This window comes from Pseudomonas sp. SK (genome assembly GCF_012975065.1).
GTDB lineage: Bacteria > Pseudomonadota > Gammaproteobacteria > Pseudomonadales > Pseudomonadaceae > Aquipseudomonas > Aquipseudomonas anuradhapurensis.
Genome location: NZ_CP051857.1, coordinates 726572 through 750810 on the forward strand (window position 1 = coordinate 726572; position 24239 = coordinate 750810).

Below are 24239 nucleotides of genomic sequence, written 5' to 3' on the forward strand. Positions count from 1 at the left end.
GCAGATTGCGGTGGTGAAGATGATACGAACCGAAAGTTCGCAACGAACCACACATATCGCATATCCGAATTCGCTGGAGTGTCTACCAAGACCTTCTGGCAACAGAATTTCTTGACGACCATAGAGCATTGGAACCACCTGATCCCATCCCGAACTCAGCAGTGAAACGATGCATCGCCGATGGTAGTGTGGGGCTTCCCCATGTGAGAGTAGGTCATCGTCAAGATTCATTTCGCAAAACCCCTATCTGCGCATGCAGGTAGGGGTTTTGTCTTTGCGCCGGCAAAACCAGCGCGACCTTGTAGGAGCGGCCTTGCGTCGCGATCGGCCGCACAGCGGCCGCCACCCTGCACCCCCGATCTACCTGGCAAACCGCGTCGCCGGTTTCGCGGCTAAAGCCGCTCCTACACCGATCGCACGAAAGGCCCGCTCCCACTATCCAGGCAAGAACACTAGAATAGCCCCACGCACCTATTCAGAAGCGCTATATGCCCAACCCTGTCGAACCCGAATCATTGGCCCGCTTGCCGTTGGACGAGCTGGTTGCCTGCCATGAGTGCGACCTGCTGCTGCGCAAGCCCGTACTCCAGCACGATGAAAAGGCCCTGTGCCCGCGTTGCGGTTACGAGCTCTATGCCCACCGGCACAATGTGGTCAATCGCAGCCTGGCATTGGTACTGACCGCCCTGCTGCTGTTCGTGCCGGCCAATTTCCTGCCGATCATGCAGCTGCATCTGCTCGGCCAGACCTCGGACGATACCGTGTGGAGCGGCGTGCTGGGCCTGTACAACTCGGACATGCGTGGCGTGGCCGTGGTGGTGTTTCTCTGCAGCATGGCCATACCGCTGGCGAAACTCCTGTGCCAACTGGCCGTGCTATTGAGCATCCGGCTGAACATCGGCCGTGATTACGGCCTGCTGTTCTACCGCATCTATCACCATTTGCGTGACTGGGGCATGCTCGAGGTCTATTTCATGGGCGTGCTGGTGGCCATCGTCAAGCTGGTGGACCTGGCTGAACTGACCGTCGGCCTGGGGTTGTTCTGCTTCATCAGCCTGCTGTTGATCCAGGTATGGCTCGAGGTGGTGATGTCGCCGCACCAGATCTGGAGTGCGCTATCGGGGGAGGACCTGCATGCGGGCGATTGATGCGGGCATTCTGGTCTGCAATGAATGTCACGAGCTGAACCGGCAAGAGCCGGGCAGCACTTCCCAAACCTGCACACGCTGCGGCGCCATCGTGCATGCCCGCCGCCCGAACAGCATCGTGCGTACCTGGGCGCTGCTGATCGCTGCGTCGATCCTGTACATCCCGGCCAACATGTTGCCGATCATGACCGTGAGTACGCTCGGCCAAGGCAGCCCCGACACGATCATGTCCGGCGTCATCACCTTGCTCAAGCACGGCATGCTGCCCATTGCCGCGGTGGTGTTCATTGCCAGTATCCTGGTGCCCACCTTCAAGCTGGTGGGCATTGGCCTGCTGTTGTATTCCGTTCAGCGGCGGCAGCCGCTTTCGGCGCGGCAACGGATATTGATGTACCGCTTCATCGAATTCATCGGGCGCTGGTCCATGCTTGATATCTTCGTTATCGCCATCCTGGTGGCGGTGGTGAATTTTGGCCGAATCGCCAGTGTCGAAGCCAACCTGGGCGCTGTCGCCTTTGCAACTGTGGTGATCCTGACAATGCTTGCTGCTTTAACTTTCGATCCCCGACTGATTTGGGATAACACGGAGTCGGATGACGACCATGAGTGACCTGCCAACGGCTAAAACCCGCCCAGCTTCGAACTGGTCGGCCATATGGATATTGCCTTTGATCGCCTTGATGATCGGTGGCTGGCTGGCCTGGCAGGCTTACCGTGATGCCGGGGTGGAAATTGAGGTGCGCTTCGAATCGGGTGAGGGGATCGTCGCCAACAAGACCGAGGTTATCTACAAGGGCATGCCGGTTGGCAAGGTGACCCGCCTGGTGCTGGACGCCAAGGGCGAGAACCAGGGGGTGATCGCCACCATCGAGATGAACAAGGCTGCCGAGCCCCACCTGACCAAGGGCACGCGCTTCTGGCTGGTAAAGCCAAGTGTCAGCCTGGCGGGTATTTCCGGCCTTGAGACACTGGTGTCAGGCAACTATATCGCGGTCAGCCCGGGGGAGGGCGAGCGTACCAAGCGTTTCACCGCGTTGAAGGTGGCACCGCCGCTGTCGGACACCGAGCCGGGCCTGCACCTGACCCTGAAGGCCGACCGGCTGGGCTCGCTCAACCGTGACAGCCCGGTGTTCTACAAGCAGATCCAGGTCGGCCGGGTGAAAAGCTATCGCCTTTCCGACGACCAGAGCACCGTCGAGATCAAGGTTTTCATCGAGCCGGCATACGCCAGCCTGGTGCGCAAGCACACACGTTTCTGGAACGCCAGCGGCGTCAGCATCGATGCGTCGCTGTCGGGGGTGAAGGTGCGCAGTGAGTCGCTGTCCAGCATCGTCGCCGGTGGTATCGCCTTTGCCACGCCGGAACACCGCAAGGACAGCCCGCCCACCGACTCCAGCCTGCCGTTCCGCCTGTATGAAGACTTCGATGCGGCCCAGGCCGGTATCCGCGTAAAGCTGAAGTTGAGCGACTATGAAGGCCTGCAGGCGGGGCGTACCCCCGTCATGTACAAAGGTATCCAGGTCGGCTCGCTGAAAACCCTGAAGATGGAAGACAACCTGGCCAGCGCATCGGCCGAATTGACGCTGGACCCATTGACCGAGGACTACCTGGTCGAGGGTACGCAGTTCTGGGTGGTCAAACCATCGATTTCGCTGGCGGGTATCACAGGCCTGGAAGCGCTGGTCAAAGGCAACTACATCGCTATTCGTCCCGGCGAGAAGGGCGCGCGCCCCGAGCGTGAGTTCGAGGCCCGTGCCAAGGCGCCGCCACTCGATCTGAAGGCACCTGGCCTGCACATGGTGTTGTTCGCCGACACCCTGGGCTCGCTGGAGATCGGTAGCCCGGTGATGTACCGCCAGGTGAAGGTGGGTAGCGTGCAGAGCTACCAGTTTGCGCGTAACAGCAACCGCATCCTGATCGGTGTGCATATCGAGAAGGAATACGAAAAACTGGTCAACGGCTCGTCGCGCTTCTGGAACGTCAGTGGTATCACCCTGACCGGTGGCCTGTCGGGCATCAAGATCAAGAGTGAATCGCTGCAAACGCTGATGGCCGGTGGTATCGCCTTCGACACGCCGCGCCCCGATGTGGCGCTCAAACGCCATATTCCGCGCTTCCGCCTGCATGACAGCCAGGAGGCGGCCAACCGCGCCGGTACCTTGGTCACCATCCGCGTCGACCGTGCCGATGGTTTGAAACCGGGTACGGCTATCCGCTTCCGTGGCCTGGATGTAGGCAGCATCGAGAGCGTCGACCTCACGGATGACCTGCAGGCGGTATTGCTGCGGGCACGTATTACCGAAGCTGCAGACCGTATTGCCCGGGTCGGCACGCAGTTCTGGGTGGTCAAGCCGGCTTTTGGCCTGGTGCGCACCCAGAACCTCGACACCCTGGTCGGCGGGCAATACCTGGAAGTGCAGCCGGCAGCCAAGGACCGTGGCCCGCAGCGTGACTTCATCGCGCTGGCCGAGGCTCCGCAAGTGGCTGGGCCGGAAGTCGGCCTGCCGTTGACGCTCAGCGCGCCGCGCCGTGGCTCGATCAAGCCGGGCGTGCCGGTGACCTACCGCGAGGTCGCGGTGGGCAAGGTGACAGGCTTCGAGTTGGGCCAGAGTGCTGACCGCGTGCTGATCCATATCCTGATCGAGCCGCGCTATGCGGCACTGGTACGCAGCGGCAGTCGCTTCTGGAACAGCAGTGGCTTCGGTTTCGACTGGGGGCTGTTCAAAGGGGCTACGGTGCGTACCGAGTCGGTGGAGACCCTGATCGACGGCGGTATCGCCTTCGCCACGCCGGATGGTGACCAGATGGGCACCCCGGCACGGCCGCAGCAGACGTTTGCCTTGTTTGACCAGGCCGAAGAAGACTGGCTGAAGTGGGCGCCGAAGATTCAGATAGCCAAGTAATACCAGGCCACCTCAGGCTCGCCTCTTTGTAGGAGCGGCCTTGTGTCGCGATCGGGCTGCAAGGCAGCCCCAGCGGTATCTGCGTAGCTGCAATCGAGGGGCTGCTACGCAGCCCGATCGCGACACAAGGCCGCTCCTACAAAAAGCGGTGCGGCGATGGGGTAGTGCTGAAGCACAAATCGCAGGCAATAAAAAACCGACCCTGAGGTCGGTTTTTTGACTAGCGCGTCGCTTAGGCAGCTGCAGCTTCTTTCAGCGCCTTGATGTGGCCATTCAGACGGCCTTTGTGACGAGCAGCCTTGTTCTTGTGGATGATGCCCTTGTCGGCCATACGGTCGATTACAGGCACAGCCAGAACGTAAGCGGCTTGCGCTTTTTCGGCGTCTTTTGCGTCGATGGCTTTAACTACATTCTTGATGTAGGTGCGGACCATGGAACGCAGGCTGGCGTTGTGGCTGCGACGCTTCTCAGCCTGTTTTGCACGTTTCTTGGCGGAAGGTGTGTTGGCCACCGTCGAGCTCCTCGAAAGACTTTAGGTAAATAGCAAACAAAATAGGCCGCGAATCATGCCGATCAGTCGAGCGGATGTCAAGGCCACCTGCAAGGTTCCGCCGAGCGGTGCGCCAACAGGAGGGAAAGATTCCTTTCTGCTGCGCGACCTGTAAACTCGGGAATTTTTGGCTCCCCTGCGAAGGCGCGGGAGTATCGCACATTCGGACGCTGTCTGGCAGCGTCCTCTGCCCTTGGCGTGAATCTTTTCGATGAACCTGCTCAAATCCCTGGCTGCGGTAAGCTCGATCACCATGATTTCGCGGGTGCTGGGCTTTGTCCGCGACACCATCCTGGCGCGTATCTTTGGCGCCGGCATCGCCACCGATGCCTTTTTCATCGCGTTCAAGCTGCCCAACCTGCTGCGGCGCATCTTCGCCGAAGGTGCGTTTTCCCAGGCCTTCGTGCCGATCCTGGCCGAATACAAGACCCAGCAAGGCGAGGAGGCCACCCGTACCTTCGTCGCCTACGTCAGCGGCCTGCTGACCCTGGTCCTGGCGCTGGTGACCGCCATCGGCATCCTGGCCGCGCCATGGGTGGTCTGGGCCACCGCGCCAGGCTTTGTCGACAGTGCCGAAAAGTACCAGCTGACCACCGCCCTGTTGCGGGTGACGTTTCCTTATATATTGCTGATCTCGCTGTCTTCGCTGGCCGGGGCCATCCTCAATACCTGGAACCGCTTCTCGGTACCGGCCTTCACCCCGACCCTGTTGAACGTGGCGATGATCGCCTTCGCCGTACTGCTGACGCCGTACTTCGACCCGCCGATCATGGCCCTGGCCTGGGGTGTGCTGGCCGGCGGCCTGGCGCAGCTGCTGTACCAGCTGCCCGCGCTGAAGCGGATCGGCATGCTCGTGCTGCCGCGCCTGAACCTGCGCGACACCGGGGTATGGCGGGTGCTCAAGCAGATGCTGCCGGCGATCCTCGGGGTGTCGGTGAGCCAGATCTCGCTGATCATCAACACCATCTTCGCCTCGTTCCTGGTGGCTGGCTCGGTGTCGTGGATGTACTACGCCGACCGCCTCATGGAACTGCCTTCAGGCGTGCTGGGCGTGGCCTTGGGCACCATCCTCCTGCCGACCCTGGCCAAGACCTACGCCAACAAGGACCGCGAAGAGTACTCGCGGATCCTCGACTGGGGCCTGCGCCTGTGCTTCCTGCTGGTGCTGCCTTGCACCCTGGCCCTGGCCATCCTCGCCGAGCCGCTGACCGTGGCGCTGTTCCAGTACGGCAAGTTCAGCGCCACCGACGCGGCCATGACCCAGCGGGCGCTGATTGCCTATTCGGTGGGCTTGCTGGCGATCATTCTGGTCAAGGTACTGGCCCCGGGCTTCTATGCGCAGCAGAATATCCGCACGCCAGTGAAGATCGCGGTGTTCACCCTGGTTTGCACGCAGCTGTTCAACCTGGCCCTGATCGGCCCGCTGGCACACGCCGGGCTGGCACTGGCAATCAGCCTGGGCGCCTGCCTGAATGCCGGCCTGCTGTTCTGGAAGCTGCGCAGCCAGCAACTGTTCCAGCCGCAGCCAGGCTGGGCGATGTTCCTGCTCAAGCTGCTGCTGGCCGTCGGGCTGATGTCGGCGGTGTTGCTGGCTGGCATGCACTTCCTGCCGGCCTGGGAGCAGGGCAACATGCTCGAGCGCCTGCTACGCCTGGGAGCGCTGGTACTGGCCGGCGTCGTGAGCTATTTCGGCTGCCTGTACCTGTGCGGCTTCCGCCCACGGCATTTCGCCCGCAAGGCCTTGCACTGAGGCAGCGGGTGGGTCAGGCGTCGGTTTTTCGCATTCCACGCCGCCCTTGGGCGCTGCTGCCTGTCACCGGCGCCCGGGTGTGGTTATAATCGGCCACTTTATGAGCAAGAAGCGCGTTATGCAGCTGGTTCGAGGTCTTCACAACCTGCGCCCCGAGCACCGGGGCTGTGTCGCCACCATTGGCAACTTCGACGGGGTTCACCGCGGCCACCAGGCGATCCTGGCGCGCCTGCGCGAGCGCGGCCAGGCCTTGGGCCTGCCGACCTGCGTGGTAATCTTCGAACCCCAGCCACGCGAATATTTCGCCCCCGATAGCGCGCCGGCGCGCCTGGCCCGCCTGCGCGACAAGATCGAGCTGCTGGCAGCCGAAGGCATCGACCAGGTCCTGTGCCTGGCATTCAACCAGCGCCTGAGCCAGCTCGGTGCCGATGCCTTCGTCAAGACCATCCTCGTCGACGGCCTGGGGGTACGCCACCTCGAAGTGGGTGATGACTTCCGCTTTGGTTGCGATCGCGCCGGTGACTTTGCCTTCCTGGTCGATGCCGGCAAGCAGTACGGCTTCTCTGTCGAGGCCGCCAACACGGTGATCCAGGACGGCCTGCGGGTCAGCAGCACCGAAGTGCGCAAGGCGCTGTCCGAAGGCAACTTCGAACTCGCCGAGCACCTGCTGGGCCGCCCGTACCGCATCAGCGGCCGCGTGCTGCACGGCCAGAAGCTGGCCCGCCAGCTCGGTACACCCACTGCCAACATCCAGCTCAAGCGCCGCCGGGTGCCGTTGTCCGGGGTCTACCTGGCCAGCATCGAGATCGACGGCAAGGCCTGGCCGGGTGTCGGCAATATCGGCGTGCGCCCCACCGTTGCCGGTGACGGGCGCCCGCACCTGGAGATTCATCTGCTGGACTATGCCGGCGACCTGTATGGCCGGCGCCTGACGGTGGAGTTCCACCACAAGCTGCGTGAAGAGCAGCGTTTCGCCTCCCTGGAGGCGCTGAAGTCGGCGATCGATGCGGATATCGCCGCCGCACGTGCACATTGGCACGCTCAACCGTTAACGAAGAGCCTGAAATGACCGACTACAAAGCCACGCTAAACCTTCCGGACACCGCCTTCCCCATGAAGGCCGGCCTGCCTCAGCGCGAACCGCAGATCCTGCAGCGCTGGGACAGCATTGGCCTGTACCAGAAGCTGCGCGAAATTGGCAAGGATCGTCCCAAGTTCGTCCTGCACGACGGCCCGCCCTATGCCAACGGCAAGATTCACATCGGTCATGCGCTGAACAAGATCCTCAAGGACATGATCGTCCGTTCCAAGACCCTGGCCGGCTTCGATGCGCCGTACGTGCCGGGCTGGGACTGCCATGGCCTGCCGATCGAGCACAAGGTCGAGGTTACCCACGGCAAGCACCTGTCCGCCGACCGCACCCGCGAGCTGTGCCGCGAGTATGCCGCCGAGCAGATCGAAGGGCAGAAGACCGAGTTCATCCGCCTGGGCGTGCTGGGTGACTGGGACAACCCGTACAAGACCATGAACTTTGCCAACGAGGCCGGTGAAATCCGCGCCCTTGCCGAGATGGTCAAGCAGGGCTTCGTGTTCAAGGGCCTGAAGCCGGTGAACTGGTGCTTCGATTGTGGCTCGGCGCTGGCCGAAGCCGAAGTCGAGTATGCCGACAAGAAATCGCAGACCATCGACGTGGCCTTCCCGGTTGCCGATGAGGCCAAGCTGGCCGCCGCGTTCGGCCTTGATGCGCTGGCCAAGCCGGCCGCCATCGTGATCTGGACCACCACCCCGTGGACCATCCCGGCCAACCAGGCGCTGAACATCCACCCGGAGTTCAAGTACGCCCTGGTCGACACCGGCGCGCGCCTGCTGGTGCTGGCCGAAGAACTGGTCGAATCGTGCCTGAAGCGCTACAACCTGGAAGGCTCGGTGATCGCCACCGCCCAGGGTTCGGCACTGGAGCTGATCAACTTCCGTCACCCGTTCTACGATCGCCTGTCGCCGGTGTACCTGGCCGACTACGTCGAGCTGGGCGCCGGTACCGGCGTGGTGCACTCCTCGCCAGCCTACGGTGAAGACGACTTCGTCACCTGCAAGCGCTACGGCATGGTCAACGACGACATCCTCACCCCGGTGCAGAGCAACGGCGTGTATGTGGATTCGCTGCCATTCTTCGGCGGCCAGTTCATCTGGAAGGCCAACCCGGCCATCGTCGACAAGCTGAGCGAAGTCGGTGCGCTGATGCACACCGAAACCATCAGCCACAGCTACATGCACTGCTGGCGCCACAAGACCCCGCTGATCTACCGCGCCACCGCGCAGTGGTTCGTGGGCATGGACAAGCAGCCGTCCACTGGCGAGCCGCTGCGTGAGCGCGCGCTGAAAGCCATCGAGGACACCAAGTTCGTACCCGCCTGGGGCCAGGCGCGCCTGCACGCGATGATCGCCAACCGCCCGGACTGGTGCATCTCGCGTCAGCGCAACTGGGGCGTGCCGATCCCGTTCTTCCTGCACAAGCAGACCGGCGAACTGCACCCGCGCACCGTCGAATTGATGGAAGAAGTGGCCAAGCGCGTCGAGCAGCAAGGTATCGAGGCCTGGTTCAAGCTGGATGCTGCCGAACTGCTGGGCGCCGAAGCCGAGCAATACGACAAGATCGCCGACACCCTCGACGTGTGGTTCGACTCGGGGACCACCCACTGGCATGTGCTGCGTGGTTCGCACGACATCGGCCACGCCACCGGCCCACGTGCCGACCTGTACCTGGAAGGTTCCGACCAGCACCGCGGCTGGTTCCACTCTTCGCTGCTGACCGGCTGCGCCATCGACGGCCATGCGCCGTACCGCGAGCTGCTGACCCACGGCTTCACCGTGGACGAGAACGGCCGCAAGATGTCCAAGTCGCTGGGTAACACCATCGAGCCGGAAAAGGTCAACAACACCCTGGGTGCCGACATCCTGCGCCTGTGGGTCGCCGCCACCGACTACTCCGGCGAGATGGCCGTTTCCGAGCAGATCCTGCAGCGTAGCGCCGACGCCTACCGTCGTATCCGCAATACCGCACGCTTCCTGCTGTCCAACCTGTCCGGCTTCGACCCGGCGCGCGACCTGCTGGCCCCGCAAGACATGCTGGCGCTGGACCGCTGGGCAGTCGACCGCACCCTGCTGCTGCAGCGCGAGCTGGAAGAGCACTACAGCGAGTACCGTTTCTGGAACGTCTACTCCAAGGTGCACAACTTCTGCGTGCAGGAACTGGGCGGCTTCTACCTCGACATCATCAAGGACCGCCAGTACACCACCGGCGCCAACAGTGTCGCCCGCCGTTCCTGCCAGACCGCGCTGTACCACATCAGCGAGGCGCTGGTGCGCTGGATCGCCCCGATCCTGGCGTTCACCGCCGACGAAATCTGGCAGTACCTGCCGGGCGAGCGCAACGAGTCGGTGATGCTCAATGGCTGGTACCAGGGCCTGAGCGAGTTGCCGGAAGGCACCGAGCTGGACCGCGCCTACTGGGACCGCGTGATGGCGGTGAAGGCCTCGGTCAACAAGGAGCTGGAGAACCAGCGTACCGCCAAGGTCATCGGCGGCAACCTGCAGGCCGAAGTCACCCTGTATGCCGACGAAGGCCTGAGCGCCGACCTGGGCAAGCTGGGCGACGAGCTGCGCTTCGTGCTGATCACCTCGGCCGCCAGCGTGGTGCCGTTCGCCCAGGCGCCGGCCGAAGCCGTGGCCACCGAAGTCGAAGGCCTCAAGCTGAAGGTGGTCAAGTCCGGCCACGCCAAGTGCGGCCGTTGCTGGCACTTCCGCGCCGACGTCGGCAGCCATCCGGAGCATCCGGAAATCTGCGGCCGTTGCGTCGACAACCTGAGCGGCTCGGGTGAGGTGCGCCACTATGCCTAACCCTGCAGCGGGGCGCTTCGGGCGCCTTGCATGGCTTTGGCTGAGCCTGTTGGTCCTGGTCCTCGACCAGGCCACCAAGCTGTATTTCAACAACGCCCTGACCATGTACCAGCAGATCGTCGTGATTCCCGACTACTTCAGCTGGACCCTGGCCTACAACACCGGCGCGGCCTTCAGCTTCCTGGCGGAAAGCTCCGGCTGGCAGCGCTGGCTGTTCGCCCTGATCGCCGTGGTGGTCAGTGCCGTGCTGGTGGTATGGCTCAAGCGCCTGGGGCGCAACGAGACCTGGCTGGCCGTGGCGCTGGCGTTGGTACTGGGTGGTGCGATCGGCAACCTGTACGACCGCGTCGTGCTCGGCCATGTGGTCGACTTCATCCTGGTGCACTGGCAGAACCGTCATTACTTCCCGGCCTTCAACCTGGCCGACAGCGCCATCACCGTTGGTGCGGTGATGCTGGCGCTGGATATGTTCAAGAGCAAGAAGTCCGAGGATCCGGTCCATGACTGACACCCGTATCGGCCAGAACACCGAAGTCACCCTGCACTTCGCGCTGCACCTGGAAAACGGCGATACCGTCGACAGCACCTTCGACAAGGCCCCGGCCACCTTCAAGGTGGGCGATGGCAACCTGCTGCCAGGTTTCGAGAACGCCCTGCTCGGCTTCAAGGCCGGCGACAAGCGTAACGTGGTGGTGGCCCCGGAGAATGCCTTCGGCCAGCCTAACCCACAGAACGTGCAAGTCATGCCGCGGTCCCAGTTCGAGGGCATGGAGCTGTCCGAAGGATTGCTGATCATCTTCAACGATGCCGCCAACACCGAGCTGCCGGGTGTGGTCAAAGCGTTCGATGACGACCAGGTGACCATCGACTTCAATCACCCACTGGCTGGCAAGACCCTGACCTTCGAGGTGGAGATCCTCGAGGTCAAGGCCCTGTAAGCCTGGAGCCGAGCATGCAAATCAAACTCGCCAACCCTCGCGGCTTTTGCGCGGGGGTCGACCGGGCGATCGAGATCGTCAACCGCGCGCTGGAAGTCTTCGGCCCGCCGATCTATGTGCGTCACGAAGTGGTGCACAACAAGTTCGTGGTCGAAGACCTGCGCAACCGTGGGGCCATCTTCGTCGAGGAGCTGGACCAGGTGCCGGACGACGTCATCGTCATCTTCAGCGCCCACGGGGTTTCCCAGGCCGTGCGCCAGGAAGCCGCTGGCCGTGGCCTGAAAGTGTTCGACGCCACCTGCCCGCTGGTGACCAAGGTGCACATCGAAGTGGCCAAGTACAGCCGCGATGGCCGTGAGTGCATCCTCATCGGCCACGCAGGGCACCCGGAGGTCGAAGGCACCATGGGCCAGTACGACGCCAGCAACGGCGGCGCCATCTATCTCGTCGAGGACGAGGAGGATGTCGCCAACCTGCAGGTGAAAGACCCGGACCACCTGGCCTTCGTCACCCAGACCACGCTGTCGATGGACGACACCAGCCGCGTTATCGACGCCCTGCGCGCCCGCTTCCCGAACATCGGCGGCCCGCGCAAGGACGACATCTGCTACGCCACCCAGAACCGCCAGGATGCGGTGAAGCAACTGGCGGACGAATGTGACGTGGTACTGGTGGTCGGCAGCCCGAACAGCTCCAACTCCAACCGCCTGCGCGAGCTGGCCGAGCGCATGGGCACTCCGGCCTACCTGATCGACGGCGCCGAAGACCTGCAACGTGGCTGGTTCGAGCAGAAGGCGCGAATCGGCATTACTGCCGGCGCTTCGGCCCCCGAAGTGCTGGTGCGTGGCGTGATCGAGCAGCTCAAGGCCTGGGGCGCTACCGGCGCTGAAGAGCTGGATGGGCGAGAAGAGAACATCACCTTCTCCATGCCCAAAGAGCTGCGGGTTCGTTCGCTGATTTGAGGTGACCCGTCCCGGCCCTATCGCTGGCTTGCCGGCGATAGGTGGCTACGGCTTGTTCAGGGCTGGGCGGCCGGGCACTGGGTGCCTGGGCCGGCCTCCGTATCCAGCCGGACCCTGCCGGTCGATGCCAGCACCACCTTGTAGCGGCTGTCGCCTGGCGACCGCTCACAAACACGCAGCGTGGCAGCCAGCAACTGGTTGCCCAGCCCCAGCGGAACCCCCTGCGCACTGAATTTCACCTGCCCGCCACGGTTGCCAGCAATCTCCAGAGGCCGTGAAAGACGCTGTTCACGCAACACTTGCTGGTTATGTTCCAGCAATACCCGCCAACCGTTCCCCCACTTACCGTTCAGGGCCTGCACCAGCACCGGCTGGCCTTGCAGCATGGCATGGCTGCGCGCACTGCGCAGGGCCTGCGCCAGGTCGCGGGCGGCAGCTGCCCTGTGCAAGTCGTCGCTCAACCGGGCATAGGCCGGCATGCCGAGCTGGGTCAGCAATACCGCCACTGCCAAAGCCGACAACATTTGTATCAGTGTTACGCCTCGTTGCTTCACCGTGCATTCCTCCCTGGAAGTGCTTGGCTATAGCTTCTCGGTCGTTGGACAGGAGCACCAGTCGCCCGAGTTCAAGGCAATTGCAGGAAAAGTCTCAGGAGGTGCAGGGATGCAGGCAGTTCAACGAGGCATGACATTGCTGGAAGTGCTCTTGGCGGTGGTGGTAGTGGCGGTCGGCCTGTTTGCCGCGGCAGGCCTGCAACTGCAGGCATTGCAGGCCGTGGAGGGCGCGCGCCGCGATGGGCAGGCAGCAATGGCGGCGCACAGCGAGCAAGAACGGAGGCTGCAGTGAAGCGCAGGCAACGCGGGTTTGGTTTGCATGAGGTGATGATCGCCCTGGCGCTTGGCCTGATACTGCTGGCGGCGGCTAGCCAGGTCTTTGTCTCGGCACACCAGAGCTGGCAACTACAGAGTGCGGCAGCACACATGCAGGACGAGGCCCGCCTGGTATTGCTGCGCATGGCGCAGGATATCCGCATGGCAGGCATGTTCGGCTGTTTGCGCCTGCAGCCCGGCGATTTCGCCGCAGTGCCAGCACGGCAGGCGTTCGCCCGCCCGTTGCAAGTCGAAGGCACCACGCTCAGCCTGGTGGTGGCAGAGTTGCCCGGGCAGGCCGGGGCGCCAGACTGGTTCTTGCACACCGACTGTCTCGAAACCGTACGGGTGAGCGAGCAGCGACAGGCGGGCTACCCAGTGGTGCATCCGGTCAGCCGGTATACCTATCAGCTGCAAGGCACCAAGCTGAAGTTCAAGCGTGCTGGAAGCAAGTTCCAACCGCTGCTCGAAAACGTGCAGGCGATGCGTCTCGAGCGCGTGCAAATGGCGAAGGGCGAGCGCATAGACATTGCCCTGACGCTGTACGAACCGATGCTCAGGCTCGAACAGCAGCATCAGCTGAGCGTGGCAATCCGCAACCCGGTGCCTGCCTCATGAACCGCCAGCGTGGCCTGGTGCTGTTGCTGGCATTGCTATTGAGCATGTTGCTAGGCCTGCTGGCAGCATCCTCCCTGCGCGCTGCGCTGGTGGAAACACGAATGGCTGGCTACCTGAGCGATGGCCTGCTGGCGCTGGAACAAGCCGAGGAAGCCCTGCTGGCGGGGGAGGGCGAGGTGCATCGGGCACCGCCTGCCCCTTGCAATGCCTGCCCGCCCCCAGCCCGCCCGCACGATCTGGCCGGGCAATGGCAGCGCACGCGCATGGGCTATTTCCAGTTGCAGAACCTGGGGTCGAGCAGCCGTGCCGCGCACATGCCGGAAGGGCAGCAGGTTGCCCTGTTCAGGATTACCGCCGTCAGCCTGCAGGCCCAGCCACGCTATGTACTGGAGGCGGTCTATGCCGTGGCCGACGACGGTGCACGGCGCATTGCCTGGCGGCAAAGATTGCAAGGAGACTGACATGCAGCAAGGCTTGAGCCTGATTGAGTTGTTGATTGTGCTGGCGGTCACCGGCATTCTGGCAGCCATTGCCTACCCCAGTTACAACGACCAGCTCCGGCGCGCTGCACGCAGCGAGGCGGTCGGCCTGCTGCACGATGCTGCCCTGCGTCTGGAACGCCACCGCGTGCTCACCGGCCAGTACGCCGAGGGCGAGCCGGCCTTGCCCGCGGGCAACCGCTACTACCGCCTGCAGGCCCAGCGCGACAGGGATACCTTCACGCTGCGTGCCCGGCGGCTGCCGGGCGCACTGATGGCCCAGGATCGCTGTGGTGATTTCCAGCTCGACCAGGCCGGTGTACGGAGCAATCCGGGCGCCGTTGGTGGCAGCGAACACTGCTGGGGAAGCTGAAGGTTGAATGATGCCGGGTGCATCGCGAATTTACTTCAGGTGTTGGATCGACAGATGAGCAAGCGAGTAGTGGTGGTCGGCGGCGGGGTGATCGGCCTGCTGACGGCGTTCAACCTGGCGGCAAAAGTCGGGCAGGTGGTGGTGTGTGACCAGGGCGAGGTCGGCCGCGAGTCGTCCTGGGCCGGCGGTGGCATCGTTTCGCCGCTGTACCCGTGGCGCTACAGCCCGGCAGTGACGGCCCTGGCGCACTGGTCGCAGGACTTTTATCCACAGCTGGGCGAGCGTTTGTTCGCCAGCACTGGCGTCGACCCCGAAGTGCACACCACCGGCCTGTACTGGCTCGACCTGGACGACGAGGCCGAAGCGCTGGCCTGGGCCGAGCGTGAGCAGCGGCCGCTGAGTGCCGTGGATATCTCGGCGGCCTATGACGCAGTGCCGGTGCTGGGCCCAGGCTTCAAGCGTGCCATCTACATGGCCGGCGTGGCCAACGTGCGCAACCCGCGCCTGGTGAAGTCGCTCAAGGCGGCGTTGCTGGCGTTGCCCAACGTGACCTTGCGTGAGCACTGCCAGATTACCGGCTTCGTCGGGCAAGGCGGCCGCGTGACCGGTGTGCAGACGGCAGACGGCGTGCTGGCGGCGGATGAAGTGGTGCTCAGCGCCGGGGCCTGGAGTGGTGAGCTGCTGGGTACGCTTGGCCTCGCGCTGCCGGTGGAGCCGGTGAAGGGCCAGATGATCCTGTTCAAGTGTGCCGAAGACTTCCTGCCGAGCATGGTGCTGGCCAAGGGGCGCTATGCGATCCCGCGGCGTGACGGGCATATTCTGGTGGGTAGCACGCTGGAGCATGCCGGGTACGACAAGACCCCGACCGGGGAGGCGTTGGAGAGCCTGAAAGCGTCGGCGGTGGAGTTGTTGCCTGAACTGGAGGGGGCTCCGGTGGTGGCGCATTGGGCCGGGTTGCGGCCGGGCTCGCCGGAAGGCATTCCCTACATCGGGCCGGTGCCGGGGCACGAAGGGTTGTGGCTGAACTGCGGGCATTACCGCAACGGGCTGGTGCTGGCGCCGGCTTCGTGCCAGCTGTTTACCGACCTGTTGACCGGGGCAGAGCCGATCATTGACCCGCCGCCGTATGCACCGGCTGGGCGGTTGGGCTGACATCTTCGGGGCCGCTGTGCGGCCCTTTCGCCGGCAGCCAGCTCCCACAGGTTCACCGACAGCCTCGGGACTTGTGCTTTACCTGTGGGAGCCGGCTGGCCGGCGATGAGGCCAGCAAGGCCAATAAATATTTCAACCAGCGGGGCCAATGGAGCACTCAGCCGGTAATGGGGGCTTGCAAGTGCCGGCCAGGATAATGCTGCTCATACACCTTGCATACTCGCAGCACCTGCTCATCGGCAAAGCGCCCGGCCACCACCTGCAGCCCCACCGGCAACCCCTCGCGGGTGAACCCGCACGGCACCGAAGCCGCCGGCTGCTGAGTCAGGTTGAAGGGATAGCTGAACGGCGTCCATTCCATCCACTGCGCCATCCCCGACCCAGGCGGCACATTGTGCCCTGCCTCGAATGCCACCAGTGGCAGCATCGGCGATACCAGCACGTCATAGCGCTGGTGGAAGGCATTCATCCTGGCGATCAACTCTGCCCGTGCCTCCAGGGCCTGGGTGTATTCGCCCAGGTTGATCTGCGCCCCCTGTTCGGCAATCCAGTGCAGCCCTGGGTCAAGCAGCGCCCGCTGTTCATTGCTGAGCGCACTGGCCAACCGCGCCGCGCCGGCAAACCACAGGGTGTTGAACGTCTCCAGCGGGTCGCCGAACCCCGGGTCGACCTCCTCAACCTGTGCGCCCAGCCGTGCCAAGCGTTGCACGGCCTGGGCCACCAGTGCCTGGATCTGCGGGTCGACCTGCACGTAGCCGAAGTTGGCACTGTAGGCGATGCGCAGGCCGCTCAGGTCCTGCTCCTGGCACAGCCACGGCGCCTGCCTGGGTGCGCCAGCCAGCCCGTCACGGGCGTCGGGGCGGGCGACGCAGCCGAGCATCAGTACCGAATCGTCGACGGTGCGCGTCATCGGCCCCAGGTGCGACAGTACGGTCATGGCACTGGCGGGCCATTGCGGTACGTAGCCGAAGGTCGGCTTGATGCCGAACGTGCCGGTAAAGGCGCAGGGGATTCGAATCGAGCCGCCGGCATCGCTACCCTGGTGCAGCACGCCCAGGTTCAGCGCGGCTGCAGCCGCGGCACCACCGGAAGAGCCGCCAGCTGTCAGCCGGGTATTCCAGGGGTTGCGGGTGATGCCATACAGCGGGTTGTCGGTGACCCCCTTCCAGCCGAACTCCGGCGTGGTGGTCTTGCCCACCAATACAGCGCCGGCTTCGCGCATGAAGGCCGTGAAGGGCGCATCGACTTCCCACGGGCCGCTGCCCGAAGTGGTGCGCGAACCCTTGCGTGTGGGCATACCGCGGGTCAGGGTCAGGTCCTTGATCGAGGCGGGTACGCCATCCAGCCGGCCGCAGGGCTCGCCACGTTGCCAGCGCTGTTCGCTGGCGCGGGCGGCGGCGCGGGCACCTTCGCCGTCGACATGGCAATAGGCGTTGACCGCCGGGTTGTGCAGGTCGATGCGTGCCAGTACATCGTCGATCACCTCGACCGGTGACAGTTGGTGGCGCTGGTACAACTCGAGCAGTTCGACGGCGGTGAACTCGCCAATCGCGGTTTTCTGATTCATCTCAACGGGCTCCCGGGTTGGCGGCCTGGAACATGGCGCGCAGCAGCACGTCGCAGCCATCGGCCAGGTCCTGTGGCGCGGCATTTTCGATTTCGTTGTGGCTGATGCCGCCCTCGCAGGGCACGAAGATCATCCCGGCCGGGCCCAGTTCGGCGAGGAAGATCGCGTCGTGGCCAGCGCCACTGACGATATCCATGTGGCTCAGGCCCAGCTCCCGCGCGCCTTGGCGCACAGCGTCCACGCACTGCTCGGCGAAGTACAGCGGTGGGAAGTCGGCGGTTGGCGTCAGCTCGTAACTCAGCCCGTGTCTTGCCGTGCTGGTTTCAATGGCCGTAAACACCTCGTTGACCATGGCTGCGAGGTGCTCGGGGTCGAGGTGGCGCAGGTCAATGGTCATTTGCACCTGGCCCGGAATGACATTGCGCGAGCCCGGGTGCAGGTTCAGGCAGCCGACGGTGCCGCAGGCATGCGGCTGGTAAGCATGAGCCACGCGGTTGACCGCAGCCACCACCTCGGCGGCACCGACCAGGGCATCCTTGCGCAGGTGCATCGGGGTGGGGCCGGCGTGGGCCTCTACGCCGGTCAGTACCAGGTCGAACCATTTCTGCCCCAGACAGCCCTGGACCACGCCAATGGTGGTGCGCTGGTCTTCCAGCACCGGGCCCTGTTCGATATGCGCCTCGAAATAGGCGCCGACGGCGTGCCCGGTGGGTACACGCGGGCCAGCGTAACCGATGCGCTGGAGTTCCGCGCCTACCGACAGGCCCTTGTCGTCGACCTTGGCCAGCGTCTCCTGCAGGCCGAACTTACCGGCGAACACCCCCGAGCCCATCATGCATGGCGGGAAACGCGAGCCTTCCTCGTTGGTCCACACCACCACTTCCAGCGGGGCTTCGGTGGTCAGGTTCAGGTCGTTCAGGGTGCGCAGCACCTCGAGGCCGGCCATGACGCCGTAGCAGCCATCGAACTTTCCGCCGGTGGGTTGGGTGTCGATGTGGCTGCCGGTCATCACGGGCGGCAGCGATGGGTTGCGGCCGGGGCGGCGGGCGAAAATGTTGCCGATGGCGTCGATGCTGATGGTACAGCCGGCTTCTTCGCACCAACGCACGAAAAGGTCGCGGGCCTGGCGGTCGAGGTCGGTCAGGGCCAGGCGGCACACGCCGCCCTTGGCGGTGGCGCCGAGGCCGGCCAGGTCCATCAGCGATTGCCAGAGCCGTTCGCGGCTGACCAGCGGGCCCTGGCCGAGCAGGTGTTGCGAGGGATCGATGCGGTTGTTCATGGTTCATCTCTCCTGAAATGACTGGGTTGCTTGTGCCGGCCTCTTCGCGGGTGAACCCGCTCCGCAGGGACATCATTGCCTTCAGGCCTGCGGGCCCCCTACGAGGCCTGTATCAGGCACTAAGGGCCAGATAACGGTTCTTGATACTCGGGTCATCGCGGAACTGCGCGGCACTGCCTTGATAGGCAACCCGACCCTGCTCCAGCACGTAATGGCGGTCAGCCAGGGCATCGCAGACCATCAGGTTCTGCTCCACCAGCAGGATCGACAGGCCTTCGTCCTTGATCCGCCGCAGAATCTTCACCAGTTCGTCGACGATTACCGGGGCCAGGCCTTCGGTGGGCTCGTCGAGGATCAGCAGTTTGGGGCCGTTGAGCAGGGCGCGAGCGATAGCCAGCATCTGCTGTTCGCCGCCGGAAAGGGCGAAACCGCCGTTGCGGCGTCGTTCCTTCAGCCGCGGGAACATGCTGTACACGTCTTCCAGCTGCCAGCGGCTGTCCTTGCGTACGGCAATCCTCAGGTTTTCCTCCACGCTGAGCTGGCGAAAGATGCCGCGGTGCTCCGGCACCAGGGCAATGCCGAGCCGCGCGATATCGAAGATTTCGCGGCCGACCAGCTGCTGGCCGTTGAAGCTGATCTGCCCCTGTCGTGGGCGGACGATGCCGAGGATGCTGCGTAGGGTGGTGGTCTTGCCGGCGCCGTTGCGCCCCAGCAAGGTCACCAGTTCGCCAGCCTCGACCTTGAGCGAGACGCCTTCGAGCACGTGGCTCTTGTCATAATAGGAGTGGATCGAATCGACTTTGAGCATCAGGCGGCCTCTCCAAGGTAGGCGGTGCGGACACGCTCGTCGTTGCGCACCTGTTCAGGGGTACCCTCGACCAGGATCTGGCCGTGGCTCATCACCGTGATGCGCTGGCTGATTGACATGACGATGCTCATGTTGTGCTCGATCAGCAGCACGGTGTGGTCGCGGCCGAGGTCGCTGATCAGGTTGGTCATCACCGGGATGTCGTCGATGCCCATGCCCGAAGTGGGCTCGTCGAGCATCAGCAACGTAGGTTTGGCGCAGATCGACATGCCCACTTCCAGCACCCGTTGCTGGCCGTGCGACAGCTCGCCGGCCAGGGTCTCGGCGCGGGCGGTCAGCTTCAGGCGCTCCAGCACCTGGTCGGCAGTGTCCCAGTGGCTGCGCTTGTGCTCGACGCTGCGCCAGAAGTTCAGCGCACCCAGGCCATCGCGCCCCTGGGCGGCCAGGCGCAGGTTCTCGCGCACCGACAGGTTCTGGAACAGGCTGGTGAGCTGGAACGAACGGGCCATACCCAGCGCCACGCGCCCGTGGGACGGTTTGCGGATGATGTCCTGGCCGTTGAACAGGATCTTGCCCGCGGTGGCCTGGCGCTCGCCGGTCAGGCAGTGGAACAGGCTGGTCTTGCCGGCGCCGTTGGGGCCGATGATGGTGTGGATTGAGCCGGCGCGGACCTTGAGGTCGACGCCTGCAACCGCCTTGAACGGCCCGTAGGCCAGCTCCAGCTGGCGGGTTTCCAGAAGGTAGTCGCTCATCACAGGGTCTCCTTGGTCTTGGCCTGGGGTTTGTCATTGGCGTTGCGGGTAGCCAGCAGGCGCTTGCCCAGTCCGGCGAGGCCGCCCCACAGGCCACCGCGCATGAACACCACCACCAGGATCAGGATCACCCCCAGCAGCATCAGCCAGCGCGGCCACAGCTCCGACAGCACATCACCCAGCAACACGATGGCGCCGGCCCCCAGCAGCGAGCCGAACAGCGAGCCGGTGCCACCGACGATGGTCATGATCAGGATGTTCTCGCTCATCATCAGGTCGATGTTCGACAGTGGCGCAAAGTGCAGCAGCATGGCGTACAGCGCCCCGGCGATACCGGTGATGGCACCCGACAGCATGAACACCAGGATCTTGAAGTGGCGGGTGTCGTAGCCGATGGCTGCGGCGCGGGTCTCGTTTTCGCGGATGGCCAGCAGGGTACTGCCGAACGGTGAGCGGATCACCCGCAGGGCGCCGGCAAAGATCAGCAGGAACAGCACCGCAACGAACACATAGAAATGCCGTGGGTCGGCCAGGTCGAACAGCACATGGCCGGCGATTTCGATGTTGGGCCGGGGCACATCGAGCAGGCCGTTGTCACCGCCGGTCCAGCCGCTGAGGGTGTAGGCCAGGAAATAGGCCATCTGGCTGAAGGCCAGGGTCAGCATGACGAAGTAGATACCCGTGCGGCGGATCGCCAGGGCACCTACCAGCAGCGCCAGGAAGGCACCGAACACGGCTGCGCCAAGCAGCGCGGCGAACATGCCCCACTGCAGGTGGATCATCAGCAACGCCGCGCCATAGGCGCCCACGCCAAAGAAGATGCCCTGGCCGAACGACAGCAGGCCGGTATAGCCGAGCAGCAGGTTGCAGGCCAGCGCCGCCAGGGCAAAGATCAGGATCTCGGTGGCCAGGGTGGCAGATGGAAGCAGCAGCGGCAGCGCCACCAGGCTGGCGACCACCAGCAACAACAGGGCCGGGGCGCGGCCCTTGGCGACCGGCAATGGGTTTTTCTCGCTCATCTCAGGCTCTCCCGAACAGGCCATAGGGACGGACCAGGATCACGGCGGCCATGGCGCCGTAGATCATCAGGCTGGCGCCTTGCGGCCAGAGACTGGTCATCATGCTTTGCACCACACCCACCAGCAGGCCGCCGACCAGTGCACCGCCGAACGAGCCCATGCCGCCGATCACCACCACCACGAAGGCGATGCCGAGGATTTCCGGGCCGACGAAGGGCTGGGCGCCACGCAGCGGTGCGAATAGCACGCCCGCCACGCCGGCCAGGCCCACGCCCAGGGCGAAGGTCAGAGAGAACAGGCGGAAGATGTTGGTGCCCAGCAGCGACACGGTTTCGGTGCTTTCGCTGCCGGCCCGGACCAAGGCGCCGAAGCGGGTGCGCTCCAGCAGCAGCCACAGGCCAAGGCCGATCAGTGCGGCGAAAGCGATCAGGAACAGCCGGTAGTAGGGGTAGATGAAGTCACCGACGATCAGCACCCCGCGCAGCTCCGGCGGCACCGCGATGTTCTTGCCCACCGGGCCCCAGATCAGTACCGAGGCTTCCTGGATGATCAGCGCGATACCAAGGGTGACGAGGATCTGGAACGTGTGCGGCAGGTGGTAGATGCGCTTGATCAGCAGCCGCTCGACCGCCCAGGCCAGCGCCGCCACCACCAGTGGTGCGATCAGCAGGGCAAGCCAGAAGCTGCCGGTAATGGCCACGGCGGTATAGCACAGGTAGGCGCCCAGCAAGAAAAACGCGCCGTGGGCGAAGTTGACGAAGTTGAGCAGGCCGAAAATGATCGTCAGGCCCACGGCGATGAGGAAGTAGATCATCCCCAGGCCCAGGCCGTTGAGCAGTTGGAACAGGTACAAATCGAGCATGAACGTGCCCTCGACAGCGCGCGGTGCGGCTGCCTGTACGAGTGGGTGTGACTGACGCCGCGGCTTCAGGCCAGGGCGCAACCGGTGTGGTCGACTTCGACGAACGAGCGACCCGAGCTGATGACTTCGGCCAGGTCGTCCTCGTCGCGCATCTGCCCCTGGGGCTTGCCGCGCAGCAGGTAGTAGTCCTTGAGCACCTGGTGGTCGCCCGGACGGATCAGTTCTTCACCCGTCGGGCCCTGGAAGCGCATGCCCTGCAGCGCCGCGGACACGGCTGCGCCATCCAGGCTGCCGGCCTTGATGATGGCCTCGAGCATGACCTTGGTGCCGATGTAGTCGGCCGCCAGCGGGTAGTTGGGGTTGATGCCATAGGCCTTGCGGGTGGCGGCGACCAGCTGTTTGTTCAGTGGGGTATCGACCTGGTGCCAGTACTGCGCGCCCAGGTACACGCCTTCGAGCACGTCGCTGCCCAGCTCCTGGAACTGATCGAGGCCGGCGGACCACACCATCAGCACTTTCATGCGCTCCTTGATGCCGAAGTTCACTGCCTGGCGCAGGGCGTTGGACGCCTGGCTGCCGAAGTTGAGCAGCACCAGCACGTCGGGCTTGGCGGCGATGGCGTTGGTCAGGTAGCCGGAAAATTCCTGCTCCTGCAGCGAGTGGTAGCTGTTGCCGATGTGTTCCACGCCGAGCTCGGCAAACACCTTGCGGGCATTGTCCAGCAGGGCATCGCCGAACACGTACTGCGGGGTGATGGTGTACCAGCGCTTGGCCTGGGGCAGCTGGCGGATCATCGGCACCAGCGTTTCGCGGATGGCGCCGTAGGTGGGCACCGACCAGCGGAAGGTCGAGGCATTGCAGTCCTTGCCGGTAATCTCGTCGGCGCCGACCGGGGTCATGAATACGCCGCCGGCCTTGTGGATTTCCTTCGACACCGCCAGTGCCGAGGACGACAGGGTGCAGCCCTGGAAGAAGCGTGCGCCATCCTGGCCGATGGCTTCCTGCACCTTGCGCACCGCCTTGCCGGCGTTGCCTTCAGTGTCGATGACCTTGTACTTGAGCGGGTGGCCAAGCAGTTGCGGGTGCTCGGCGATAGCCAGGCGCGAGCCCATGTCGGCGTACTTGCCGTAGCTGGCGAAGGCGCCAGACATGGACTTGAGCCCATAGAAGGTCAACGGTTGGTCGGCGAATGCCCGGTGCGACCCCAGGGGGAGGCTACCTAAGGCACCCAGGGCAAGGCCTGCCTTGAGCAGGGTACGTCTTTGCATGAGTAACTCCTTGGTTGTGGTTATTAGGCAGGAGTGGCAATGACAAAGCGGGTACGGCCGGGCCTGTGTGCAGGCCTCTTTCCAGGTGGATCAGTGGTGGTGTTCGAACTCCAGCAGGAAGTTGCGGGCAACCTCGCCTTCCAGCGCGGTCATGTGGTGTTCGGCGTCGCACATGTGATCGTGCATCAGCCGGCGTACGGCAGGCTCGTCGCTGGCGCGCAGGGCGGTGAGCAATTGCTTGTGGTAGGCGATGTTGGCGGCGGCGAACTGCTGGCGCTTGGGCAGGTAGGCCTTTTTCAGCACCACCAGGTCGCGCAGCAGGTCATTGAGGAACACCGCCATGAAACGCAGCAACGGGTTGGAGCAGCGGTCGGCCAGCAGGGTGTGGAACTCCAGCTCGGCCAGGCGCTGTTCGCGCTGTCCTTCCTCGCTGTCCTCCGGTGCGCTGCAGAAGTCGATGTTGGCCTGCAGTGCGGCGTAGTCGGCTTCGCTCAGCTTGCCCATCACCGACACCGCCAGCTCCACCTCGATGACCTTGCGCAGCTGGTACACCTGCTCGCCGTCCAGGTGCTGGAAGTGCAGGTAGTTGCGCAGCGCGCGGCTGGCAGGTTCGGTGCCCACTTCGTTGAGGTAGGCACCGCCGCTCGGGCCGGTGCGGGTGCTGACCAGGCCCTCGACCTCCAGGGCCTTGAGCGCTTCGCGGGCGGTACCCTTGGAGCATTCGAAATGCTCCATCAGCTCGCGCTCGGTGGGCAGGCGGTCGCCGGGGTGCAGCGCTTCGGTGACGATCGAGCGCTTTACCGATTCGACAATCACGTCGGACAGCTTCTGGCGCTTGCGTTTGGGTTTGAGCATTTCGCTATTTTTCATATTTATGCGGATAAATAGGATTTAGCGAGTTTTGCCGGGGTGGGTCAATGCTGGTGGCGGGGGAGGGGTCGCAAATGGTGCGAAAGGGTCGGGGAGGGATAAGTGAAGAGGCGATCAACCGCGCAGCCTGTGGGAGCGGGTTTGCCCGCGAATGCTGCAGTGAAGCCAGCGACGC

24 protein-coding genes and 1 rRNA gene are annotated in these 24239 nt (G+C 64.1%); 15 read left to right on the forward strand and 10 right to left on the reverse strand.

Translation table 11 applies throughout. The annotated features are described in order from the left end of the window. Positions 1-110: 110 nt before the first annotated feature. The 4 genes from rrf (at position 111) to HG549_RS03255 (ending at position 4051) form a co-directional block, all read left to right on the forward strand. Positions 111-226, forward strand: a 5S ribosomal RNA gene (gene rrf, locus HG549_RS03240). A 262-nt stretch (positions 227-488) separates the two neighbouring features. Continuing rightward, positions 489-1148: a paraquat-inducible protein A gene (locus HG549_RS03245; protein ID WP_170028131.1), complete on the forward strand. Its 660-nt coding sequence runs from the start codon at positions 489-491 to the stop codon at positions 1146-1148. Beyond that, on the forward strand, positions 1135-1758 hold the full coding sequence (locus HG549_RS03250; protein WP_170028132.1) for a paraquat-inducible protein A: 624 nt from the start codon (positions 1135-1137) through the stop codon (positions 1756-1758). The genes HG549_RS03245 and HG549_RS03250 overlap by 14 nt, the downstream gene beginning before the upstream one ends. After that, positions 1751-4051, forward strand: a complete 2301-nt coding sequence (locus HG549_RS03255; RefSeq protein ID WP_170028133.1) for a PqiB family protein — start codon at positions 1751-1753, stop codon at positions 4049-4051. The genes HG549_RS03250 and HG549_RS03255 overlap by 8 nt, the downstream gene beginning before the upstream one ends. A gap of 232 nt (positions 4052-4283) precedes the next feature. Here HG549_RS03255 and rpsT read toward each other — a convergent pair whose 3' ends face one another. Then, entirely contained in the window at positions 4284-4562 is a 279-nt protein-coding gene (rpsT, locus tag HG549_RS03260) for a 30S ribosomal protein S20 (RefSeq protein ID WP_003247625.1), read from the reverse strand. A 250-nt stretch (positions 4563-4812) separates the two neighbouring features. Between rpsT and murJ the strand changes: the two genes are divergently transcribed. The 6 genes from murJ (at position 4813) to ispH (ending at position 12148) form a co-directional block, all read left to right on the forward strand. Continuing rightward, on the forward strand, positions 4813-6351 hold the full coding sequence (murJ, locus tag HG549_RS03265; protein WP_170028134.1) for a murein biosynthesis integral membrane protein MurJ: 1539 nt from the start codon (positions 4813-4815) through the stop codon (positions 6349-6351). A gap of 118 nt (positions 6352-6469) precedes the next feature. Further along, entirely contained in the window at positions 6470-7420 is a 951-nt protein-coding gene (gene ribF, locus HG549_RS03270; RefSeq protein WP_170028135.1) for a bifunctional riboflavin kinase/FAD synthetase, read from the forward strand. After that, positions 7417-10248 (forward strand): isoleucine--tRNA ligase, encoded by a 2832-nt coding sequence (gene ileS / locus HG549_RS03275; RefSeq protein ID WP_170028136.1) that lies wholly within the window; start codon positions 7417-7419, stop codon positions 10246-10248. Before ribF ends, ileS begins: the two co-directional genes overlap by 4 nt. Then, the gene (lspA, locus tag HG549_RS03280) at positions 10241-10756 is read left to right on the forward strand and encodes a signal peptidase II (RefSeq protein ID WP_170028137.1); all 516 of its coding nucleotides are present in this window, start codon (positions 10241-10243) and stop codon (positions 10754-10756) included. The genes ileS and lspA overlap by 8 nt, the downstream gene beginning before the upstream one ends. Continuing rightward, a complete protein-coding gene (fkpB, locus tag HG549_RS03285; RefSeq protein WP_170028138.1) occupies positions 10749-11186 on the forward strand; it encodes an FKBP-type peptidyl-prolyl cis-trans isomerase in 438 nt (145 codons plus the stop codon). The genes lspA and fkpB overlap by 8 nt, the downstream gene beginning before the upstream one ends. Positions 11187-11200: 14 nt before the next feature. Continuing rightward, positions 11201-12148 (forward strand): 4-hydroxy-3-methylbut-2-enyl diphosphate reductase, encoded by a 948-nt coding sequence (ispH, locus tag HG549_RS03290; RefSeq protein WP_170028139.1) that lies wholly within the window; start codon positions 11201-11203, stop codon positions 12146-12148. Positions 12149-12204: 56 nt separating this feature from the next. On the opposite strand, the gene HG549_RS03295 is transcribed toward ispH, so the two are convergent. Then, on the reverse strand, positions 12205-12702 hold the full coding sequence (locus HG549_RS03295; protein ID WP_170028140.1) for a GspH/FimT family pseudopilin: 498 nt from the start codon (positions 12700-12702) through the stop codon (positions 12205-12207). 109 nt (positions 12703-12811) lie between these two features. On the opposite strand from HG549_RS03295, the gene HG549_RS03300 reads away from it, so the two are divergent. Genes HG549_RS03300 through thiO form a run of 5 tightly spaced genes read left to right on the forward strand, consistent with a single transcriptional unit; the run spans position 12812 to position 15639 of the window. Continuing rightward, on the forward strand, positions 12812-12994 hold the full coding sequence (locus tag HG549_RS03300; RefSeq protein WP_170028141.1) for a prepilin-type N-terminal cleavage/methylation domain-containing protein: 183 nt from the start codon (positions 12812-12814) through the stop codon (positions 12992-12994). Further along, positions 12991-13635: a PilW family protein gene (locus HG549_RS03305; RefSeq protein ID WP_170028142.1), complete on the forward strand. Its 645-nt coding sequence runs from the start codon at positions 12991-12993 to the stop codon at positions 13633-13635. Before HG549_RS03300 ends, HG549_RS03305 begins: the two co-directional genes overlap by 4 nt. Next, positions 13632-14096 (forward strand): hypothetical protein, encoded by a 465-nt coding sequence (locus HG549_RS03310; RefSeq protein WP_170028143.1) that lies wholly within the window; start codon positions 13632-13634, stop codon positions 14094-14096. The genes HG549_RS03305 and HG549_RS03310 overlap by 4 nt, the downstream gene beginning before the upstream one ends. 1 nt (position 14097) lies before the next feature. Further along, the gene (locus HG549_RS03315) at positions 14098-14487 is read left to right on the forward strand and encodes a type IV pilin protein (RefSeq protein WP_170028144.1); all 390 of its coding nucleotides are present in this window, start codon (positions 14098-14100) and stop codon (positions 14485-14487) included. A gap of 54 nt (positions 14488-14541) precedes the next feature. Then, entirely contained in the window at positions 14542-15639 is a 1098-nt protein-coding gene (gene thiO / locus HG549_RS03320) for a glycine oxidase ThiO (protein WP_170028145.1), read from the forward strand. 157 nt (positions 15640-15796) lie between these two features. On the opposite strand, the gene HG549_RS03325 is transcribed toward thiO, so the two are convergent. From HG549_RS03325 to HG549_RS03360, 8 genes are all read right to left on the reverse strand, one after another. After that, entirely contained in the window at positions 15797-17206 is a 1410-nt protein-coding gene (locus HG549_RS03325; protein WP_170028146.1) for an amidase, read from the reverse strand. 1 nt (position 17207) lies between these two features. Further along, positions 17208-18485, reverse strand: coding sequence for a Zn-dependent hydrolase (locus tag HG549_RS03330; RefSeq protein WP_256666052.1), 1278 nt, complete (start codon positions 18483-18485; stop codon positions 17208-17210). Positions 18486-18597: 112 nt separating this feature from the next. Beyond that, the gene (locus tag HG549_RS03335) at positions 18598-19293 is read right to left on the reverse strand and encodes an ABC transporter ATP-binding protein (protein WP_170028147.1); all 696 of its coding nucleotides are present in this window, start codon (positions 19291-19293) and stop codon (positions 18598-18600) included. Further along, complete coding sequence (locus tag HG549_RS03340; protein WP_170028148.1) at positions 19293-20045, reverse strand: ABC transporter ATP-binding protein; 753 nt, start codon at positions 20043-20045, stop codon at positions 19293-19295. Before HG549_RS03340 ends, HG549_RS03335 begins: the two co-directional genes overlap by 1 nt. Next, the gene (locus HG549_RS03345; RefSeq protein WP_170028149.1) at positions 20045-21064 is read right to left on the reverse strand and encodes a branched-chain amino acid ABC transporter permease; all 1020 of its coding nucleotides are present in this window, start codon (positions 21062-21064) and stop codon (positions 20045-20047) included. Before HG549_RS03345 ends, HG549_RS03340 begins: the two co-directional genes overlap by 1 nt. A 1-nt stretch (position 21065) precedes the next feature. Further along, on the reverse strand, positions 21066-21926 hold the full coding sequence (locus HG549_RS03350) for a branched-chain amino acid ABC transporter permease (protein ID WP_170028150.1): 861 nt from the start codon (positions 21924-21926) through the stop codon (positions 21066-21068). Between the two features lie 65 nt (positions 21927-21991). Further along, positions 21992-23194 (reverse strand): ABC transporter substrate-binding protein, encoded by a 1203-nt coding sequence (locus HG549_RS03355; RefSeq protein WP_170028151.1) that lies wholly within the window; start codon positions 23192-23194, stop codon positions 21992-21994. A gap of 90 nt (positions 23195-23284) precedes the next feature. Then, the gene (locus HG549_RS03360; protein ID WP_170028152.1) at positions 23285-24049 is read right to left on the reverse strand and encodes a FadR/GntR family transcriptional regulator; all 765 of its coding nucleotides are present in this window, start codon (positions 24047-24049) and stop codon (positions 23285-23287) included. Positions 24050-24239 lie beyond the last annotated feature (190 nt).

Bases quoted from the DNA above. Each gene is read 5' to 3' on its own strand.
- HG549_RS03325 (WP_170028146.1), bottom strand. From the start codon at position 17,206: ATGAATCAGAAAACCGCGATTGGCGAGTTCACCGCCGTCGAACTGCTC.
- HG549_RS03335 (WP_170028147.1), bottom strand. From the start codon at position 19,293: ATGCTCAAAGTCGATTCGATCCACTCCTATTATGACAAGAGCCACGTG.
- HG549_RS03315 (WP_170028144.1), top strand. From the start codon at position 14,098: ATGCAGCAAGGCTTGAGCCTGATTGAGTTGTTGATTGTGCTGGCGGTC.
- fkpB (WP_170028138.1), top strand. From the start codon at position 10,749: ATGACTGACACCCGTATCGGCCAGAACACCGAAGTCACCCTGCACTTC.
- HG549_RS03345 (WP_170028149.1), bottom strand. From the start codon at position 21,064: ATGAGCGAGAAAAACCCATTGCCGGTCGCCAAGGGCCGCGCCCCGGCC.
- murJ (WP_170028134.1), top strand. From the start codon at position 4,813: ATGAACCTGCTCAAATCCCTGGCTGCGGTAAGCTCGATCACCATGATT.
- HG549_RS03350 (WP_170028150.1), bottom strand. From the start codon at position 21,926: ATGCTCGATTTGTACCTGTTCCAACTGCTCAACGGCCTGGGCCTGGGG.
- HG549_RS03310 (WP_170028143.1), top strand. From the start codon at position 13,632: ATGAACCGCCAGCGTGGCCTGGTGCTGTTGCTGGCATTGCTATTGAGC.
- HG549_RS03355 (WP_170028151.1), bottom strand. From the start codon at position 23,194: ATGCAAAGACGTACCCTGCTCAAGGCAGGCCTTGCCCTGGGTGCCTTA.
- ileS (WP_170028136.1), top strand. From the start codon at position 7,417: ATGACCGACTACAAAGCCACGCTAAACCTTCCGGACACCGCCTTCCCC.
- lspA (WP_170028137.1), top strand. From the start codon at position 10,241: ATGCCTAACCCTGCAGCGGGGCGCTTCGGGCGCCTTGCATGGCTTTGG.
- HG549_RS03340 (WP_170028148.1), bottom strand. From the start codon at position 20,045: ATGAGCGACTACCTTCTGGAAACCCGCCAGCTGGAGCTGGCCTACGGG.
- HG549_RS03245 (WP_170028131.1), top strand. From the start codon at position 489: ATGCCCAACCCTGTCGAACCCGAATCATTGGCCCGCTTGCCGTTGGAC.
- HG549_RS03360 (WP_170028152.1), bottom strand. From the start codon at position 24,049: ATGCTCAAACCCAAACGCAAGCGCCAGAAGCTGTCCGACGTGATTGTC.
- HG549_RS03255 (WP_170028133.1), top strand. From the start codon at position 1,751: ATGAGTGACCTGCCAACGGCTAAAACCCGCCCAGCTTCGAACTGGTCG.
- HG549_RS03330 (WP_256666052.1), bottom strand. From the start codon at position 18,485: ATGAACAACCGCATCGATCCCTCGCAACACCTGCTCGGCCAGGGCCCG.
- HG549_RS03300 (WP_170028141.1), top strand. From the start codon at position 12,812: ATGCAGGCAGTTCAACGAGGCATGACATTGCTGGAAGTGCTCTTGGCG.
- thiO (WP_170028145.1), top strand. From the start codon at position 14,542: ATGAGCAAGCGAGTAGTGGTGGTCGGCGGCGGGGTGATCGGCCTGCTG.
- ribF (WP_170028135.1), top strand. From the start codon at position 6,470: ATGCAGCTGGTTCGAGGTCTTCACAACCTGCGCCCCGAGCACCGGGGC.
- HG549_RS03250 (WP_170028132.1), top strand. From the start codon at position 1,135: ATGCGGGCGATTGATGCGGGCATTCTGGTCTGCAATGAATGTCACGAG.
- ispH (WP_170028139.1), top strand. From the start codon at position 11,201: ATGCAAATCAAACTCGCCAACCCTCGCGGCTTTTGCGCGGGGGTCGAC.